Origin of the sequence: Achromobacter sp. ACRQX (assembly GCF_022346505.1) — a bacterium.
Lineage (GTDB): Bacteria > Pseudomonadota > Gammaproteobacteria > Burkholderiales > Burkholderiaceae_B > Achromobacter > Achromobacter animicus.
Genome location: NZ_JAKRML010000013.1, coordinates 116,922 through 135,194, shown reverse-complemented (window position 1 = coordinate 135,194; position 18,273 = coordinate 116,922). Strand labels below are relative to the sequence as shown.

Below are 18,273 nucleotides of genomic sequence, written 5' to 3'. Positions count from 1 at the left end.
CCTCGTCAGCTCAGCACGTCGGCGTGCGTCCGCAGCGCCCGGCGCGCGTAATACGAGAACCCCACCTGCGACCGCTTGGGCGTCAGGATCCAGTCGTGCGCCTCGTGCCCCAGTTCGGGCGGAATCGGCTGGATCTTGCCGGCGGCCATGGCCAGCAGCTGCATGCGCGCCGCGCGCTCGAACTGCAGCGCCAGCACGCAGGCCTCTTCCACCGTCCCGGCTGCGATCAGCATGCCGTGGTGCGACAGCAGGATGGCGCGCTTGTCGCCCAGCGCCTTGGAAATGATCACGCCTTCCTCGTTGCCCACCGGCACGCCGGGCCAGTCCTTCAGAAAGGCCACGTCGCCGTAAAGCGGACAGTTGTCCATGTGCGAGACCTCCAGCGGGACCTCCAGCATCGACAGCGACGCCACGTGCAGCGGGTGCGTGTGGATGATGCAGTTGACGTCAGGACGCGCGCGGTAGATCCACGAATGGAAGCGGTTCGCCGGATTCGGCATGCCGCCGCCTTCCTGCACCACGAGGTCTTCATCGACCAGCAGCAGATTGCTGGCCGTGATCTCGTCAAAGCCCAGTCCTAAACGCTGCGTGAAGTACCGGTTGGGTTCGGGCGCGCGCGCGGTGATCTGGCCCGCCAGGCCCGAATCGTGCCCGCCGTCGAACAGGATGCGGCAGGTCAGCGCCAGCCGCTCGCGCAACGTCCATTGCGGGGTCTCGAACTGGCGCTGCATTTCCGCCTGCGCGCGCGCGATCAGTTCGTCTTTTCCCAAGTGCATCGTATCGGCCATCATGTCTCCGTCATGTCGTTTCGATCAACGGCGTAAATCCGGGCACTGCGCGCATGCGCGCCAGCCAGGCTGTAATGTGCGCAAAGCCGGACAGGTCATAACCGCCCTCTTCGGCCATGCTCGTGTAAGGGTACAGCGCGATATCCGCGATGGTCGGCGCCGTGCCCACCAGGTAGTCGCGGCCCGCCAGGTGAGCGTCCATCAGCGCGGCGGCCTTCATGCCGGTAACGCGCCACGCCACCATCTCCGGATCGTCTTTTTTTGCGGTCTGGCGCAGGTGGATCAAGAGGCGCGGCTGCGCGAAGGCGTGCATGTGTTGGGTCTGCTCGAAGCTCAGCCAACTCAACACCTGCGCTTGTGGCAGCCGGCCTTCGGGCAGCCAGGACGTCCCTTTTCCCAGATACCAGAGAATGGCTTGCGACTCCGCCAGCCATTGCCCCTCCGGCGTCAACAACGCGGGCACCTGCCGCCACGGATTGATGCGCGCGAACGCATCGGTTTCCAGGTCGCCCTGGACGATGTCGAACGTGCGCCGCTTGACCGGCAGGCCCATCAGCCCGCAGGCCAGCCGGATCTTCCAGGCGTTGCCCGATCGCAGCGTATCCGCCAGCTCCAGCGGCTTGCCCGCCAGCGGGTGAGTCACCCCATTGTTCATATAAGGCTCCTTTTCATATGCGCGTTGCCTAATCCATTTTGATATTGGCGCGCTTCACGATTTCGGCCCACTTGGTCTTTTCGCCGCCAATGAAGCGCTGGTACTCGTCGGGGGTTCCCGTGTACAGCTGTGTGCCCTGCGCGGCCAGCCGCTCCTTCAGCTCAGGCGACGCCAGCGTCTTCTGCAAAGCCGCATTCAACGCGGCCAACACGTCAGGCGGCGTACCCGCCGGCGCAAAGAAGGCGTTCCACGAGCTGATCTGCAGGCCCGCATCGCCAGCCTCGGTGCTGGCCGGCACAGCGGGGGCAGACGGCAACCGCTTGTCGGACGCAACGGCCAGCGCACGCAATTTGCCCGACGCCACGTGCGGCATGATGACCGGACTGGCGTCCATCACCACATCCACTTGCTCGCCGATCGCCGCGTTCACGGCCTCGCTGCCGCTCTTGAACGGCACGTGGACAATGTCGACGACCGCCGTCAGCTTCAGCAGCTCCAACCCCAGATGCGGCGAACTGGCGTTGCCCGCCGAGCCGAAATTCAGCTTGGCCGGATTGGCCTTGGCATATTTGACGAACTCGGCGAACGACGCCGCAGGCACGCCCGATCGCACGGCCAGCAGGTACGGCGATCCGGACACCATGCCCACCGGCGCAAACTTGTCCGCGTCGTAACTGAGCTTGCTGTAGATCAGCGGATTCACGACCTGCGTGCCCACCGTCCCCATGAAGATCGTGTAGCCATCGGCCGGCGCCGTGGCTGCCACCTGCGCCGCGATCACGCCACCCGCGCCGGGCCGGTTCTCGATCACGATCCCCTGCCCCAACACGTCGCCCATTCCCTTGCCCACCTGTCGGGCAACGATATCCGTGATGCCGCCGGCGCCAAACGGCACCACTAACCGGATCGGGCGGTCAGGAAACGCGGCCTGCGCGCCTCCGGACATAGCTGCTGTTGTCGCCAGTGCGGCCACCAAGCTCAAGACCTTCATGCCATTCCCCTTGTGTGCGCCGTCGCGGCGCTATGACACAAAGTGTCCTATAGATCATTGATTTTCCGCAAGAGGAATTTGATTAGGGAAATCCTGTTCAGAAAGCCGTCATCAAGCCCGGAAAGTCTCCGTTTTTCGTCGCTTACGGAGCGTTACTGTCCCTATAATTAAAACGTTACTAGGCGTTGCAAATAGCGCGAAATTTGGCCTTTATTTGACGATTTGTTGCAAAAAACAGAAATTAAACGACATGAACAAGACTTTCCGTTCGATTTGGAATCAGGCCTTGGGCGCCTGGGTGGCTGTCCCTGAAATCGCGCGTGCGCGCGGCAAGGGAGCGGCTGGTAGTGGTGCAGACCTTGGAGACGTTAACGTTAGCGCCCTGCCGCGCATCCGAGGGTTGAGTCTGGCGATCGCTGCCGCTTTCAGCGTACTGGTGGCTGTGCCCCTGTCGGCGCAGGCCGCTTGCGATCCATTTGTGGCGAATCAGACAACCAATTGCGCCGGCTTCATCACCACCGGGATTACCACCCCGGTCAATAACCTGACGGTCAACGTGCTGGCTGGGGCCCTGGTCACGCCGGGCCTGGGTCAGACTACCGCGGTCAACCTGAACGGCAATAATGTGAGGTTCAGCAATGCCGGGGAGATCGATCCCTCGGGTATCGGCCTGGTGTCCTTGTTGACCAGCGGCGTGACGATCGGCAATTCGAACAACAGCATTGTCAACATCTCCAACAGCGGGACCATGCGTGGCACCGGCGATGTTCAATCCCCGACGAGCCCGGCCGTCACGGGTGTGGCGCTGGCGGTCCGCAACGGAGCCAGTGGGACAACTACCATCACCAACACCGGCAATATTGGCTCCAAGGGGCTATTGGGCCTGACGCTGAATGACGCCGATACGCCGGTTGTCGTCGTGTATGGTGGCTCCCGGGTCTCGATGACCAACACCCTGGGCGCCACGATCACCGGCCGTGTCGCGTTTCAGGCGAACGCAACCGGCAATACCTTCACCAATGCAGGCTCCATCAACGGTAGCGTCTGGTTAGGCGCCGGCGGCGGCAATAACACCTTTGTTGCGGTGACTGGCTCATCGGTCTCGGGCCTTGGCGTTGCATCCCCAACGCCTATCCTTGGGCTCAACGTGAGTTATGCGCCGACTGGCCAGATCGACGGCGGCGGGGGCGGCAGCAATCTGCTGAAACTCGAAAACAACACCAACTCCGGCACCGCTGGTTCCGGCGCGATTTCCAGCGCCAACTACACCAATTTCAGCCGTCTTGAGGTCAATAGCGGCACCTGGACGATGATGGGCCAGGTGCTGACCGGCTCCACCTCGACCGCGCTCAATGGCGGGGCGCTCAGCATCACCAACAGCGCTGCGTTTGGTGCCGGCGCCATCAGCGCCAATGGCGGCACGCTGAAGGCTTCGCTGGACGGTTTGACGGTTGCCAACACTATCTCGCTCGGAGACAACGGCCTGACCGTTGCGGGCACAGCCGATTTGACGCTGAGCGGTCCCATCTCGGGCAGCGGTTCCTTGATCAAGTCGGACACCAGCACGCTCACGCTGAATCAGAACAGCAACGCCTATACCGGCAAGACGGAACTGCAGGGCGGCACCCTGGCGTTCTATAACCTCGCTGCCCTGGGCAGCGGCAGCATCAAGGTCTCTGGTGTTAGTACGCTGAATCCACTGGCGCAAATGGAGATCGGCAAGGACATCGAGCTTGGTTCGTCGCTGGCAGTCAACAGCAGCGACGACCTGACGCTGTCGGGTGTGATCAGCGGTTCGCAGGGCCGTCTGGTCAAACAGAACAACAACACCTTGACGATCACTGGAAGCAATACCTTCGAGGGTGGCGTTACGTTGGATGGTGGCCAGCTGTCGGTGTCGCGTGACGCCAACCTGGGCGCGGCGCAAGGCGATTTGATTTTCAATGGCGGCAAGCTGGTCGCGACCGGCACGTTTGCCAGCAACCGGGCGGTCAGCCTGCTGCAGGCAGGCCAGATCGACGTGGCGGAAGCGACGGAAGTCAGCCTGGCAGGCCCGGTCACCGGCAATGCCGCACTGGAGAAGCTGGGCACCGGCGTTCTGGTCTTGAGTGGCAACAATAGCTATGCCGGCACGAATGTGCTGGCCGGCAAGCTGGTCGGCAGCAGCGCGTCGATCCGGGGCGATCTGTACAACCAGGGCGCCGTGATCTTCAATCAGGAAGTCAACGGCACCTATAGCGGCGCGATTACCGGCACGGGCGCGATTGCCAAGATGGGCTCGTCAACCCTGACCCTGAGCGGTTCCAGCACGAACGACTGGACCATTGAAGCTGGCACCCTGCGCAGCACCTCGGATGTCTACAAGGGCAACGCGCAGATCAACAGCCAGGGCATCCTGCGTTTCGAACAGGACACGGACGGTGCCTACGCCGGCCAGGTGTTCGGCAGCGGCTTGCTGGCCAAGGCCGGCAGTGGTCTGTTGACGCTGCAAGGCGATAACAGCGGCTTTATTGGCAGCACGGATATCAAGGCCGGCACGCTGGTGGTGAACAACGCGCTGGGCGGCTCGGCCTCGGTGCTAGGCGGTAGTTTGCTGGTCAACAGCACGCTGGACGGCAATGTCGACGCCAGCAATGCGGGCCTGATTGGCGGCGGCGGCAATATCAACGGCAGCCTGACCCTAAACGGTGGTGTGCTTGCCGGCAAGCAGGGCCAGACCCTGACGGTCGGTCGAGACCTGACCCTGAGCCAGACCAGCCAGATCAACGTGGCGATGGGCGCCAACACCACGACCAACAGCCTGTTCAAGGTCGGTGGCGATCTGGCGCTGGCCGGCACCCTGAACGTGACCGATCTGGGCGGCTTCGGGGCAGGCGTTTACCGTCTGTTCGACTACACCGGCGCCCTGACCTCGAACACGCTCGCCTTGGGCTCGGTGCCCGGCGGCGTGACCACCGACGATTTGCGCATCCAGACGGCTGTGGCTGGTCAGATCAACTTGGCCAATACCTCCGGCGCGCAACTGAGCTTCTGGGATGGCGGCAATACCGCGTTGCACGACAACAAATCCATCGACGGCGGCACGGGCACGTGGCGAGCCGATGGCCAGAACTGGACCAGCATCGACGCCACAGTCAACGGCAAGTATCAGCCCAACCCGACGTTTGCCGTGTTCCAAGGCGCGGCGGGGACGGTGACAGTGGATGCATCGGCGGGCGCCATTGGCGTGACCGGCATGCAATTGGCCAGCGATGGCTATCGCATCGAGGGTGATTCGATTGCTCTGGCGGGTGCGGGCGGCGAGACCATCATCCGCGTCGGTGCGGCCGCTCCCATCTTCGTGCGCGCCGTGCCTGACGCCAATGTCATCGGCACGATCGCGGCCGAACTGACCGGCGACAGCAAACTTGCCAAGACCGATACCGGCACGCTGGTGCTGGCAGGCAACAACAGCTATACCGGCGGCACTGAAATCCGTTCCGGCGTGCTGTCCATTTCCAAGGACAGCAATCTGGGCGCGGCCGCAGGTGGCCTGACGTTCAATGGCGGCAAGCTGTTGACGACGGGCAGCTTCGTCAGCGAACGCGCCATCACCTTGTCGCAAGCGGGGCAGATCGAGGTCGCGGCGGGTACGGAGCTGGGCCTGCAGGGCGCGATCGCCGGTAATGCGCTGCTGGAGAAGTCGGGCGCGGGCATGCTGGTGCTGACCGGCAACAACAGCTATGCCGGCACGAATGTGCTGGCTGGAACGCTGGTGGGCAACACGGCTTCCATTCAGGGGGATCTGTACAACACCGGCTCGGTGGTCTTCAACCAGAGCGTGGACGGCAACTTCAGCGGCGCGGTGACGGGTACGGGCACGATGACCAAACGTGGCAGCGGTTCGCTGACCCTATCGGGCCAGAATGCGCTGGACTGGACTGTTGAAACGGGCACCTTGCTGGCCAATGCCGAGGTCTTCAAGGGCAATGCCTCGATTGCGGTCGACGGCGCGCTGCGCTTCAAGCAGGCGACCGATACGACCTACGGCGGTAAGCTCGCTGGCGCGGGCCTCTTCGCCAAAACCGGCAGCGGCATGCTGACGCTGAGCGCGGACAGCAGCGCGTTCACCGGCCTGTCTGAAGTCAAGGATGGCACCCTGGTGGTCGCCAGCAAGCTCGGCGGCTCGGCATCGGTTCTGGGTGGCCGTCTGCAAGTCGATGGCATCCTGAGTGGCAATGCCACGGGCAGCAATCTGGGCGTGGTCACCGGCACGGGCACCATCGGCGGCAACCTGACGCTGGCTGGCGGCGCGCTGGAAGGCAAACACGGCCAGACGCTCAGCGTCGGCGGCGCCTTGACCCTCAGCCAGGACAGCCAGGTCAATGTGGCGCTGGGCGGCACGTCGACGGCCACGCTGTTCAAGGTGGGCGGTGACCTGACGCTGGACGGCACGCTCAATGTCACCGACCAGGGCGGCTTTGGCGCGGGTGTCTACCGCCTCTTTGATTACGGCGGCACGCTGACCAACAACGGCCTGGCCGTGGGCAGCACGCCTGCCAGCGTGGCGGCCAGCGACCTGTATGTGCAGTCCGCCGTCAAAGGTCAGGTCAACCTGATCTCGACCGGCGGCGCGACCCTGAGCTTCTGGGACGGCGCCGACGGCAGCAAGCACGACAACGGCGTGGTCGATGGCGGCTCGGGCGTGTGGACCGCCAGCGGCCGCAACTGGACCGATGTCGACGGCGCCATCAATGGCAGCCTGCAACCGGCTCCGACCTTTGCCATCTTCCAAGGTACGGCGGGCACCGTCACGGTCAGCAATGCGGACGGCGAAGTTGCCGTGACCGGCATGCAACTGGCCAGCGACGGCTATCGCATCACGGGGGATTCGATTGCCCTGCAAGGCGCAGGCGGCGAAACCGTCATCCGCGTCGGCGCAGGCCAGATCTTTGCGCGCACTGTGAATGCCGATCCGGTTGTCACGGCGACTATCGACTCCAAGCTGACGGGCGCCAGCAAGCTGATCAAGACCGATACCGGCACGTTAGTGCTGACGGCCGACAACAGCTACACCGGCGGCACGGAAGTGCGCTCGGGCGTGCTTTCGGTGGCCAAGGACAGCAACCTGGGCAATGTGGACGGCAACCTGACCCTGAGCGGCGGCACGTTGGCCACGACGGGCAGCTTCGCCACCGATCGCAGCGTCGCGGTCACCGCGTCGAGCGGTCTCGAAGTGGCGGCCGATACGGCCTTCAACATCGCCAGCAAACTGACCGGTTCGGGCAATCTGACCAAGACGGGCGGCGGTGTCCTGAATCTGTCGGGCAATGGCAGCGCCTACTCGGGCACCGTTTCGGTACAGTCCGGCGGCTTGAACGTGGCGGCTGGCAGCGTGCTGGGCGGCGCCGTGAACGTCGCCAGCGGCTCGTGGCTGTCGGGTTCGGGCCAGGTCGGCACGACCACATTGCAGAGCGGCGCTGTGCTGACGCCGGGCGCAATCACAGGCCCCTTGAAGGTCGCCGGTGACCTGACCTTCTCGCCGGGTTCCATTTACGCCGTGTCGGCGGACCCCGCGTCGTCGCTCAGTTCGCGTGTGGATGTCACGGGCCTGGCCACGCTGGCCGGCTCCGTGGTCCACATCGGGCCGGAGGGCAACTTCGCGACCACGCGCCAGTACACCATCCTGACGGCCAACAGCGTCAACGGTAGGTTTGACACCGTATCGTCCAACTACGCCTACCTCGACCCGACGTTGAGCTACACCGACAAGAACGTCACGCTGCAACTGGAGCGCAAGCAGGTCACGCCGAATACGCCGATCCGCTTTGAAGACGCGGCCAATACGTCGAACCAGCGTTCGGTGGCCAAAGCGCTGGACAGCCTGCCCTCGGGCAGCGCGCTGCATGAGTACGTCCTGACCCTGCCCGAGGGCTTGCCGCCCGAGGTGTTCAACAGTCTGACCGGTGAGGCGCACGCCAGTGTGGTATCCAACCTGCTGGGCGGCACCTCGTCGCCGCGCACCCTGCCGATGCAGCGTCTGCGCCTGAACCTGAATGCCGGCATGAGCCCGGGCGCGCCGACCGCACAAGCCGGCGGCCCGCTGCCGGCCTCGGCCCTGCCGTCGTCGAACGCACAGCCGGCCTGGGCCGAGCTGGTGGGCAACTGGCAGACGCAGAAGGACAACGGCAACTCCGCACAAGTGCGTCAGCACACGGGCGGCGTGTTCATCGGCGCTGACCACGAAGTGGGCCACAGCGGCTGGCGTCTGGGTGGTGCTGTCGGCTACACCGACAGCAAGATCCGCGTCGATGACCGTTCCTCGCAGGCCGATGTGTCAGGCTACAGCGCCACCCTGTACGGCGGCAAGTCGTTCGCCGTCGGTGCCGGCAAGCTGAATTTCCTGGCCGGTGCTGCCTACACCTGGCATGACGTGAGCACCAAGCGTTATGCCAGCGTGGCCGGTGAGCAGGAAAAACTGATGGCCGATTACGGCGCGAATACCACCCAGCTCTTTACCGAACTGGGCTATTCGATGTCCTTGACCGACAGCACGCGTCTCGAGCCCTTCGTCGGCTTTGCCTGGAGCGATCTGCGCACGCGCGGATTCTCCGAGTCGGGCGGTTCGGCCGCCTTGAGCGGTCAGAGCAGCAGCGACAAGCAGACCAGCAGCACGCTGGGCCTGCGCACGCAGACCGACTTCAAGCTGGGCAGCGCCGAGGCGCGTCTGCACGCCATGGCCGGCTGGCGCCACGCTTTTGGCGGCCTGGCCTCAGTGAGCACCCTGGCGTTCGAAGGCAGCCAGTCCTTCACGGTGGCCGGCACGCCCATTGCCCGCAATGCCGCGCTGGCGGAGCTGGGCGCCGAAATGGCCATGTCGCGTGACACCACGCTAGCGCTGACCTACAACGGTCAGTACGGCGGCGGCAATCGTGAACATGCCGGCTCGCTGAACGTGCGCTGGCGTTATTGATGTATCAGCGGCCAAGGGCTTTGACCTTGGCCGTTTTTTTTGTGTTCAATCTACGCGAGGCCTGCCGTTTCAAGCGCAGGCACGCCGTGCCGCCCCATCCGTGAACCCCATGTTGGTGCTGCCTGCGGCGGCGTTTGCTCAGCAACAATGGGCCGGGCACCCGTGCACGGACGGTCGACGGCAAACGCCCCTCCCGCCTTGCCTGCGCATCGGCAGTTCTCTACAATAAAGAATAATTATCATTTGCAAACGCATGCGATGTCCCTTACGAAGCAGGCCCAAGTCGAGACGCTCTATGCGGACCACCACGGATGGCTGCGGGGCTGGATTCGCAAGCAAGTAGGCAATTCCTCCGAAGCCGCCGACCTGGCTCACGACGTTTTCCTCCGCTTGCTGGGCCGGCCGGCGGTGATCGAGACGCGCGAGCCGCGCGCCTATCTCAGTACGATCGCGCGCGGGCTGCTGGTGGATCACTGGCGCCGCAGCGAGCTCGAGCGTGCCTGGCTCGCGGTGCTGGCGCGCACACCCGAAGAACTGGCGCCGTCGCCCGAGAGCCGGATGCTGGTGCTGGAGGCGCTCATCAAGATCGATCAAATGCTGGATTCCCTCAAGCCGAAGGTGCGCCAGGCCTTTCTGTGGGCGCAGCTGGAGGGCATGCGCTGTCCACAGATCGCCGAACGTCTGGGCGTCTCTCTTGCCACCGCCGAACGTTATGTCGCGGCGGGCTTGCGCCAATGCTATGCCCACCGGTTTGGTGACGCGTGAGCGAGGCCGCCACGATTCCTGCCGCCGTGGTCGATGAGGCCATCGCCTGGTCGGTCAAACTGAACTTCGGTTCACCCGATCCCGACACCTGTGCCGCCTTCGAGCGCTGGCGCGGCGCGGCGCCCCTGCATGAGCGGGCCTGGTTGCGCATGCAAGCGTTGAATGCCGATTTCACTGCAGTACCGCAGGATCTGGCGCTGGACACGCTCATCGCCATGGGAACGGCGCATGACACGCGACGGCAGCAGCGCCGTGCCTTGGTCAAGGGCATGCTGCTGCTGGGCGGACTGACGGGCACGGGCTGGGCCGTGCGCGAGCACACCCCGTGGCAGCGCATGCTGGCGGACGTAAGCACCGGTGTGGGCGTGCGCGACCGCATGACACTCGAGGACGGCACTTTCCTGGCGCTGAACACCGACAGCGCCGTAGGCGTCCGGATGGAAGGCGACAAACGCGTGCTCGTACTCTATCGCGGCGAGATCTCGATCCAGACCGGCGCCGATGCGCGGTCACCCATCAAGCGGCCGTTCTTCGTGCACACGCCGTTCGGCGCAGTCCAGGCGCTGGGCACACGATTCGTAGTGCGCCTGGACGACGATTACGCCCGGGTCAGCGTGCAGCAGCACGCCGTCGCGCTGCGGCCCGCCGACGGTGGCGCCCCGGTGATCGCCGAGACAGGCCAGACCGCACGGCTGGACCGCGTGGGCGCGCGGCTGATGAGCCAGCCTGCCATGGTGGCCGATGCCTGGCTGGACGGCGCGATCGAGGGCACGGACATGCGGCTGGCGGACCTGTTGGCCGAATTGTCGCGATACCGCCATGGCCGCATCAGTTGTGCGCCTGAGGTCGCCGATCTGCGCGTGTCGGGCACCTATCATGTGAACGACACCGACCGGACGCTTGCGTTCCTGGCGCAGACATTGCCGATCCGGCTGCGCTACAGGACCCGCTACTGGGTTGCCGTCGGGCCCGCGTGAAGCCCGTCCTCACCCGGTTTTGCGGCTGCCAAGTTTTTTTTTCATGAAAAGTGAGGGGATTTGCGGTTTCGACCGGCCTACAGGGAAAGACATCTTTCAACCTGGCCTATCAAGATTTCGCAATGACCCTCGCTCGTACCCCCAGAACGTCGCGCCTGACGCCCGTCCCGACCGTGTTGTCCACCGTTCTTTCCGGCCTGCTGTGTGGCGCCGCTCTTGGCTTTATCGCCCCAGCAGTCCAAGCGCAGGCCGGTGTCGCCGCGCAAGAAGCGGAATACACCTTCGCCATCGAAGCCGGGCCGCTTGAGCAGGCGCTGAACCAGTTTGCGCGCGCCGCCGGCGTGAATGTGTCGTTCGATGCCGCGCAGGTGAGCGGGCTGCGGTCCGAGGGGCTGCAAGGACGCTGGAGCGCCGGGCGCGGTTTGAGCGCATTGCTGTCCCGTACCGGATTCGAGGGCGTCAGGCTTTCCAGCGGCGGCTATGCCGTGCGGCGCCTGCCTGGCGGCGGCGCCACCATGCTCGAACCTGTCACCGTGACGGGGCAGGAGTACCGGCTCATGACCGAAGGCACCGGGTCCTACACCACGTCGGCGGTCACCATCGGCAAGGGCGAGCAGCAGCTGCGAGATATACCGCAATCGGTCAGCGTGGTGACACGCCAGCGCCTGGACGAGCAGAACCTGACCTCGGTATATGACGCGCTGGAAAACACCACCGGCGTGACCTTGCAGCAGAGCCCGCAGGGCGGCAAATACATCTATTCCCGCGGCTTCAACAACAGCGTGATCCAGTACGACGGCGTGCCGCTGGAACGCAGCATGTATGGCCGCGCCAGCAACTACTCGGGCGGCACCGCGTTCTATGACCGCGTCGAAGTGCTGCGCGGCGCGGCCGGCCTGCTGCAGGGCTCGGGTTCCCCTGGCGGCGCGGTGAACCTGGTGCGCATGCGCCCCCTGCAGGAAGACCGCTTCATGGTCGAAACCCAGGCCGGAAGCTGGGATCGTTACGGCATGCAGTTGGACGGCAGCGCTCTGCTGAACGAAGACGGCAGCCTGCGCGGACGCGCCCTGATCGACCGCCAGGACCAGCACTCTTTCGTGGACCGGGTAAACCTGAAGAACACCACCGTCTACGCCACGGTCGAGTACGACTTCTCGCCTCGCACGCAGGTGAACCTAGGATATAGCTACGAAGACCTGCGCGGCCGTCCTTCGATCTCGGGCCTGCCGCGCTACAGCAACGGTGAAGAGGTGGGCTTCAGGCGGTCCACCAGCTTCGGCGCAAACTGGAACCGGCAGGAGACCTCGAACCAGGGTTTCTACGCCGACTTCACGCATGCGTTCAACGACGACTGGCGTTTCAAGATGACCGGCGCCTACGTGAAAGAAAGCCAGCATCTGAAGTACACCGCGTCGAGCCGGGCGGTGAATCCCGTGACGCAGATGGCGACGGTCAGCGTGGCCAGGACGGTGGCCGACATCGACACCTCGGGCGTGGATGCAAACCTGACCGGCAAGTTCCGTGCGTTCGGCCGCACGCACGAGGTGGTCGTGGGCGCCAACTACGGACACAGCAAGATCGACACCTCCTACGCGTACCTGGTCAATTACGCGACCTTCAACGCGTTCAATTTCAATCCGAACCTGCCCGAGCCCACCACGGCCGAGATACGCGCAGACACCGACGAGGCGCGCATCGGCTCCAATCGCGAACTGGGCTTCTACGGCACCACGCGCCTGCAACTTGCCGATCCCCTGAAGCTGGTGCTGGGCGGCCGATTCAGCCGATCCAACCGGGTCTGGACGACCAACACGACTGAAGCCGGCGAGCTCGTCAACGATCAGACCAAACAGGCCAACACCCACTTCACGCCGTATGCCGGCCTGATGCTGGACCTGTCGCCGCAATGGACTACCTATGTGAGCTACACCGACATCTTCCAGCCGCAGAGCGAGGTGAATGCCGCGGGAGAGTCGCTCAAGCCGATCGTTGGTGAAAGCTACGAACTGGGCTTGAAAGGTGAGTTGCTGGACGGCCGCGTCAATACCGCATTCGCGCTCTTTCGCATCAACCAGAACAACCGCGCCCAGGTGGATTTCAACACCAGCCCGACCTGCGCTGCCGGCTATTTCTGCTACACCGACGCGGGCAAGGTACGCAGCCAGGGCTTTGACGCCGAGATCAGCGGCGAGCTGACCCGGGGCTGGAACCTCTTTGCCGGCTACACCTTCAACACGACCAAGTACCTGAAGGACCAGGACAGCGAAGGCCAGGCGTTCGCGTGGTACACGCCCAAGCACATCTTCCGGCTCTGGACCACGTATCAATTGCCTGGCGACCTGAACGCCTTCACAGTGGGCGGCGGTGTCAATGTGCAGAGCGGGCAGTCGCGCCAGATCGGCGCCACCACCGTGCACGCCAGCGGCCGCGCGGTGTGGAGCGCCTACGCGAAGTACCAGATCAACCGCAATTGGGCCGCCACGGTCAACCTCAACAACATCTTCGACAAGACCTACTACAGCGCCGTCGGCAACCTGGTCAACGGCATTCATTACGGCGATCCCCGCAACGCCATGCTGACGCTGCGCGGCACGTTCTGACATGAAGCCCGGCCTGCGCCAGCGCATGAGCTGGCTGCACACCTGGTGCGGACTGGTGTGCGCCTGGCTGCTGTGTCTGATCTTCCTGGCCGGCAGCATCAGCGTATTCCGGGGGCCGATTTCGCGCTGGATGACGGCCGAACCCGTCTTGCCGCCCGCGCCGCTGGTACTGCCGCAGGAGGCCGTGCTGGCGGCGGCCTCGCGTTTTCTCGCTGACCAGGAAGCCGACGTACGCTTCTGGCGCATCGAGCTGCCCGAAGCGACGACGCAGGCAATGCGGCTGGTGTGGCGCACCAACGCCGGCGTCACGCACGAAGCCGCGATGGATCCGCGCGACGGCACCGCTTTGCCCCAGCCGTGGGGACGCAAGAGCGAAGGCGGCCGCCATTTCATGACGTTGCACTACAGCTTGCATGCCGGCACGTTCGGCTTCTGGCTGGTGGGCTGGCTGACGATCGGCATGCTGGCCGCGCTGCTGTCAGGCATCGTTGTCCATAAGCGCATCTTCAAGGACTTTTTCACCTTTCGTCCGGGGCGCGGCCAGCGCGCCTGGCTTGACGGCCACAATGCGTCGGCCGTGCTCACGCTGCCGTTCCAGCTGATGATCGCCTATACCGGACTGGCGATCTTCTACACCAGCTACATGCCTGGCCCGCTTCGTGCGGTCTATGGCGAGCAAGGGGCGGCGCGCTGGCAGGCGGAGCTTGCCGAGGGGTCGCCGCTAGCCGGGACCACGGCATTGCCCCCACGTCCTCAGCTGGACGACGGGCTGCCGGCGCGCCAGCAATTGGGCGTGCTGATGCACGCGGCGCAGACGGCGCTGGCGACCCCCGCCCGCATGATCATGGTGGAGCGCCCGGGACAGCCGCGGGAGCGCATCAGCGTGTATGGCCGGCCGGATTCTGCGGCCACGATACGCGATCTCACGAGCCCGGTCGGACGCGCTGTGTTCGACGGCGTCAGCGGCGCGTTTTCCGCCCTGCATCCAGCCGCCGGCCGGCAAGCTGGCGACGCCGCGCATGAAGTGATGGAGCGCCTGCATGTGGCCTCATATGGCGGCTGGACGATCAAGTGGCTGTACTTCGTCTGCGGACTGGCGGGCACGCTGATGATGGCGACGGGAGCGGTGCTCTACGCCGTCAAGCGGCGCAACAAGGGCCAGAGCGAATTCGGCGCCGCCACGCCAGCGTTCTACCGCATTGTCGAAGCGCTCAACGTGGCGGCGATTGCGGGAGCCGCTCTGGCCTGCATCGCGTACTTCCATGCCAACCGCCTGCTCCCGGCAGCACTGCCCGCCCGCGACACCTGGGAGATCAGGGGCTTCTTCGTGGCTTGGCTCTTGAGCCTGGCACATGCCTGCGTGCGGCCGGTGCGGCGCGCCTGGGTCGAACAGGTTGCCTGCACCGCGCTGCTGTGCCTCTTGCTGCCGGTGACCAACGTGCTGACCACCGGGCAACATGCGCTGGCCTATGCGCGTCGCGGCGACTGGCAGGCGGCATTGGTGGAGTCCACCATCGTCGTGCTTGGCGGCCTTTTCACCCTGCTGGCCTGGCGCCTGCGCGCGGGGGACTGGAACGCTCCCCGGCAGGCACGCGTGACGACCGCGCCGCGTGGCCATCGCTGGCGTGTGCTGGCCCGGGTGCTCTGCGCGGTGCTCGGCGGCTACGCGCTGGCGACCGTGAGCGCCATCGTCCTGGCTCAGCTCCTGCCGCTTGGCGGCCTCGTCAGCCCCGCGATCGGGGTGGTCGTGGCCAGCCTGCTGAGCTTTCTGATCTACACGGTGGCAGGGCTGTGGGTGTTCGCGGCGCAGAATGCGTGGCGGTGGCTGCTGACCGGCATTACCGTGCTGGCAGCGCTGGCCTGGGCGATGGGGACCGCATGAGCACCACGGTCGCAGCCCTGGCCGCGCTGGCGCTGGCCTTCGCCACCTTTGCCTGCCTGGCGCTGGCAATGGACCGGCATCACGAACAGGCAACGGGTCACGAAACCATAACGTGCGGGCTCAGATTCGGCATGCGTCTGGGCGCCGCGCTGCTGGCGCTTGCTGCGATGGCCGCCTGCCTGCAGGCCTGGGGTATCGCGGTGGCGACACTGGTCTGGCTCGGCATGCTGTCATGCGGCGCGATCCTGACCACCCTCACGCTCAGCTATGCGCCGCGGCGCCTTCGGGCTCTGGCCGCGATGGCGGCGTTGCTGGGCCTGGGCCTGGCCTGCACCTGAAACAGCCCGGCTGAACATCGGCGCTTTGCCTTATTCTTGCCCCCTATACACAATTGCCACACCGAGACAAAAGAGAAAACCTCATGCACATTCACCGGATCGCCGCATTCACCAGCCAGGGCCAAGGCGGAAATCCCGCCGGCGTCGTTCTTGCGGATCAACTCCCCTCGCCCGACGAAATGCAAAGGGTGGCGGCCGAGGTCGGCTATTCGGAAACGGTCTTCTCTTGTCCAAACGGCGATGGTTCGTGGCGCACCCGGTACTACTCGCCTGAAGCCGAAGTCGCCTTTTGCGGGCATGCGACCATCGCGCTAGGCGCGGTGCTTGGGCAGACCGTGGGGCCGGCCCGGTATCCGCTGGCCCTGGCAAACGCCCAAATCGAAGTGTCGGCTGAAATCCAGGATGGCGAATGGATAAGCGTGCTGCGCTCGCCGCCGACGCGCAGCGCACCGGCCAGCCCCGGGTTGCTAGCCGAGGCGCTCGAACTCTTCGGCTACGCAATGGACGACCTGGATCCCACGCTCGCGCCCTGCATGGCCAACGCGGGGATCGACCACTTGATTGTCCCGCTTGTTTCACGCGCCGCATTGGCGCGCATGAACTACGACCTCGACCAAGGACGGCACTTCATGCAAGCGCATCGCATCGGAACCATCGCGTTCGTGTTCAGCGAGAGCGATACCCTGTTCCACGCGCGCAACGCGTTTGCCATTGGCGGCGTGCTGGAAGACCCGGCAACCGGCGCAGCCGCCGCGGCTTTTGCCGGAATGCTGCGCGACCTGGGCCGGAAAGCCCATGGCGAAATCGTCATCCTGCAAGGCGAGGATATGGGCATGCCCTGCCGCATCGAAGTGGCGTTCACGGGGGAGCCGGGATCCCCGGTGAATGTGCGCGGCAAGTCGTCGGCAATCGGCTAGGCGCGCGGGCCGACCGGTCGCGGGACGGATAACTCCGTCACCGCGTTCAGCACGATGTTCAAGAAGGCGCTGGGGAAGCAAGCCCGTCCCGGGGCAAGACAAACAGCACCAACAACGAGCAAGCGCCGGCGCAAAGGAACGCGATATCGTACCTGCCGCTGAACGCCACCGTGGCCGCGAAAGCCGCCGGCGCCACGATGTTCACCAAACTGACCAATATCGAGGCTCCCGCAGCCGTTTCCGCGATCTGGTGGGCCGGCGAGCGGCGGGCGACCTCCGCAATCTGCACACCGTTCCAGCTTGCCGCAGAGCACCCGGCGACCAAGGCTAGAACCATGAGAGACCAGAGCGGCCATTGCGGGGTGGTAAATCCCAAGAGGATTGTCGTGCCTGCCGAGAACAGGGCGGCAATCGACAAACTTCCGGTGGCCGACCCCAAGCGGTCAGAAAGCCAACCCAACGCAATCCTGCCGACGACCCCTCCTACCTGCATCACGGCAAATACCGCTCCCGCCAGGCTCAATGAAAAGCCCAGCCGGTCCACCAGGTAAACCACCGTGAACGCGAACCAGCAGCTTTGGGATACGGCAAACAGGCTGCCCACAATCGACATCTTCAACAAGCCGCGATTGCTTCTCAGCGACGCCAACGGCACGCTGAGCATGCGTAACGAGTGCAGCGTAGGCATCATGGACGGCCGCCGCTTCTTCGCCGAGCCCTTCACATCCAGGATCCCGCTCAATCGCCAGGTCAGCGCGGTTGGCACCAAAACAATCACCGCACAGACAACGAGGGCCAGGCGCCACCCGACTAGGGCGATGACTACCGGAATACACAGCCCCGCGATCATTCCGCCCAGTGGCACACCCGCCTGCTTGACCGAGAACATGAGATTGCGCATCTCCGGCGGCGAGAATCTCTGCAGCACCTCACTTCCGGCCGGGTTCGCGGCCCCGTTGCTCATCCCCATGGCAAAGCAGGCCACCAGGGCCACGGCCATGCTCGGGTAATAGAAAAACGCCATGCTTGCCGTTCCCACAACCAGAGCCAACTGCAAGCTGCGCGTTCCTCCAATTTTCCGAAGCATGGACGAGCCGACAACGAGAATCATCAGGCCGCCTAGCGCGTTGCTCGCGGTCAGGTAGCCGATGGAACTCCCGCTCCATCCGAACTCTTCGGACATTGCAGTCGCAACGATCGGGATCAGGCGTGAAAGAAACGCGGAGACAGTCTGTAGCGTGAAAATGGCCACTACAGGCATGACCCACGCGGTAGAAGAGCTCTTCATGGCGGCAGGACTCAAAGGGGTGACGAGGGTGATCCCTCGTTGAAGCCAAGCGAAATGATACCGACTGCGGCCTGACTCGCTGCCGGCGAACTGGGCACCGCCGCCGCGGAGCCGTCTCTA

11 protein-coding genes and 1 pseudogene are annotated in these 18,273 nt (G+C 64.6%); 8 read left to right on the top strand and 4 right to left on the bottom strand.

Translation table 11 applies throughout. The annotated features are described in order from the left end of the window. Window positions 1-5: 5 nt before the first annotated feature. From MHZ91_RS14225 to MHZ91_RS14215, 3 genes are read right to left on the bottom strand one after another with little or no spacing between them, the layout of a single operon-like run. Window positions 6-788, bottom strand: coding sequence for an aldolase (locus MHZ91_RS14225; RefSeq protein WP_105239914.1), 783 nt, complete (start codon window positions 786-788; stop codon window positions 6-8). 10 nt (window positions 789-798) lie between these two features. Then, complete coding sequence (locus tag MHZ91_RS14220; protein WP_239214233.1) at window positions 799-1,443, bottom strand: glutathione S-transferase family protein; 645 nt, start codon at window positions 1,441-1,443, stop codon at window positions 799-801. Between the two features lie 28 nt (window positions 1,444-1,471). Beyond that, window positions 1,472-2,434 (bottom strand): tripartite tricarboxylate transporter substrate binding protein, encoded by a 963-nt coding sequence (locus MHZ91_RS14215; RefSeq protein WP_239214232.1) that lies wholly within the window; start codon window positions 2,432-2,434, stop codon window positions 1,472-1,474. 250 nt (window positions 2,435-2,684) lie between these two features. Between MHZ91_RS14215 and MHZ91_RS28375 the strand changes: the two are divergent. The 8 genes and pseudogenes from MHZ91_RS28375 to MHZ91_RS14180 form a co-directional block, all read left to right on the top strand. Next, a pseudogene (locus MHZ91_RS28375) lies at window positions 2,685-2,774 on the top strand (ESPR domain-containing protein); the annotation flags it as partial. A gap of 138 nt (window positions 2,775-2,912) precedes the next feature. Next, the gene (locus tag MHZ91_RS14210; RefSeq protein WP_239214231.1) at window positions 2,913-9,386 is read left to right on the top strand and encodes an autotransporter domain-containing protein; all 6,474 of its coding nucleotides are present in this window, start codon (window positions 2,913-2,915) and stop codon (window positions 9,384-9,386) included. Between the two features lie 258 nt (window positions 9,387-9,644). Next, window positions 9,645-10,151 carry a sigma-70 family RNA polymerase sigma factor gene (locus MHZ91_RS14205; protein ID WP_175139302.1) on the top strand — a complete coding sequence of 169 codons (507 nt, stop codon included), beginning with the start codon at window positions 9,645-9,647 and terminating at the stop codon, window positions 10,149-10,151. Beyond that, window positions 10,148-11,128, top strand: a complete 981-nt coding sequence (locus MHZ91_RS14200) for a FecR domain-containing protein (RefSeq protein ID WP_239214230.1) — start codon at window positions 10,148-10,150, stop codon at window positions 11,126-11,128. The genes MHZ91_RS14205 and MHZ91_RS14200 overlap by 4 nt, the downstream gene beginning before the upstream one ends. A gap of 122 nt (window positions 11,129-11,250) precedes the next feature. Next, entirely contained in the window at window positions 11,251-13,728 is a 2,478-nt protein-coding gene (locus MHZ91_RS14195; protein ID WP_239214229.1) for a TonB-dependent receptor, read from the top strand. Window position 13,729: 1 nt separating this feature from the next. Further along, window positions 13,730-15,610 carry a PepSY domain-containing protein gene (locus MHZ91_RS14190; protein ID WP_239214228.1) on the top strand — a complete coding sequence of 627 codons (1,881 nt, stop codon included), beginning with the start codon at window positions 13,730-13,732 and terminating at the stop codon, window positions 15,608-15,610. Then, a complete protein-coding gene (locus MHZ91_RS14185; protein WP_239214226.1) occupies window positions 15,607-15,948 on the top strand; it encodes a DUF3325 domain-containing protein in 342 nt (113 codons plus the stop codon). The genes MHZ91_RS14190 and MHZ91_RS14185 overlap by 4 nt, the downstream gene beginning before the upstream one ends. A gap of 83 nt (window positions 15,949-16,031) precedes the next feature. After that, window positions 16,032-16,865 (top strand): PhzF family phenazine biosynthesis protein, encoded by an 834-nt coding sequence (locus MHZ91_RS14180; RefSeq protein ID WP_239214224.1) that lies wholly within the window; start codon window positions 16,032-16,034, stop codon window positions 16,863-16,865. 58 nt (window positions 16,866-16,923) lie between these two features. Here the strand turns inward: MHZ91_RS14180 and MHZ91_RS14175 are convergent, their stop codons facing one another. Then, window positions 16,924-18,153, bottom strand: coding sequence for an MFS transporter (locus MHZ91_RS14175; protein ID WP_239214222.1), 1,230 nt, complete (start codon window positions 18,151-18,153; stop codon window positions 16,924-16,926). Between the last annotated feature and the right edge of the window lie 120 nt (window positions 18,154-18,273).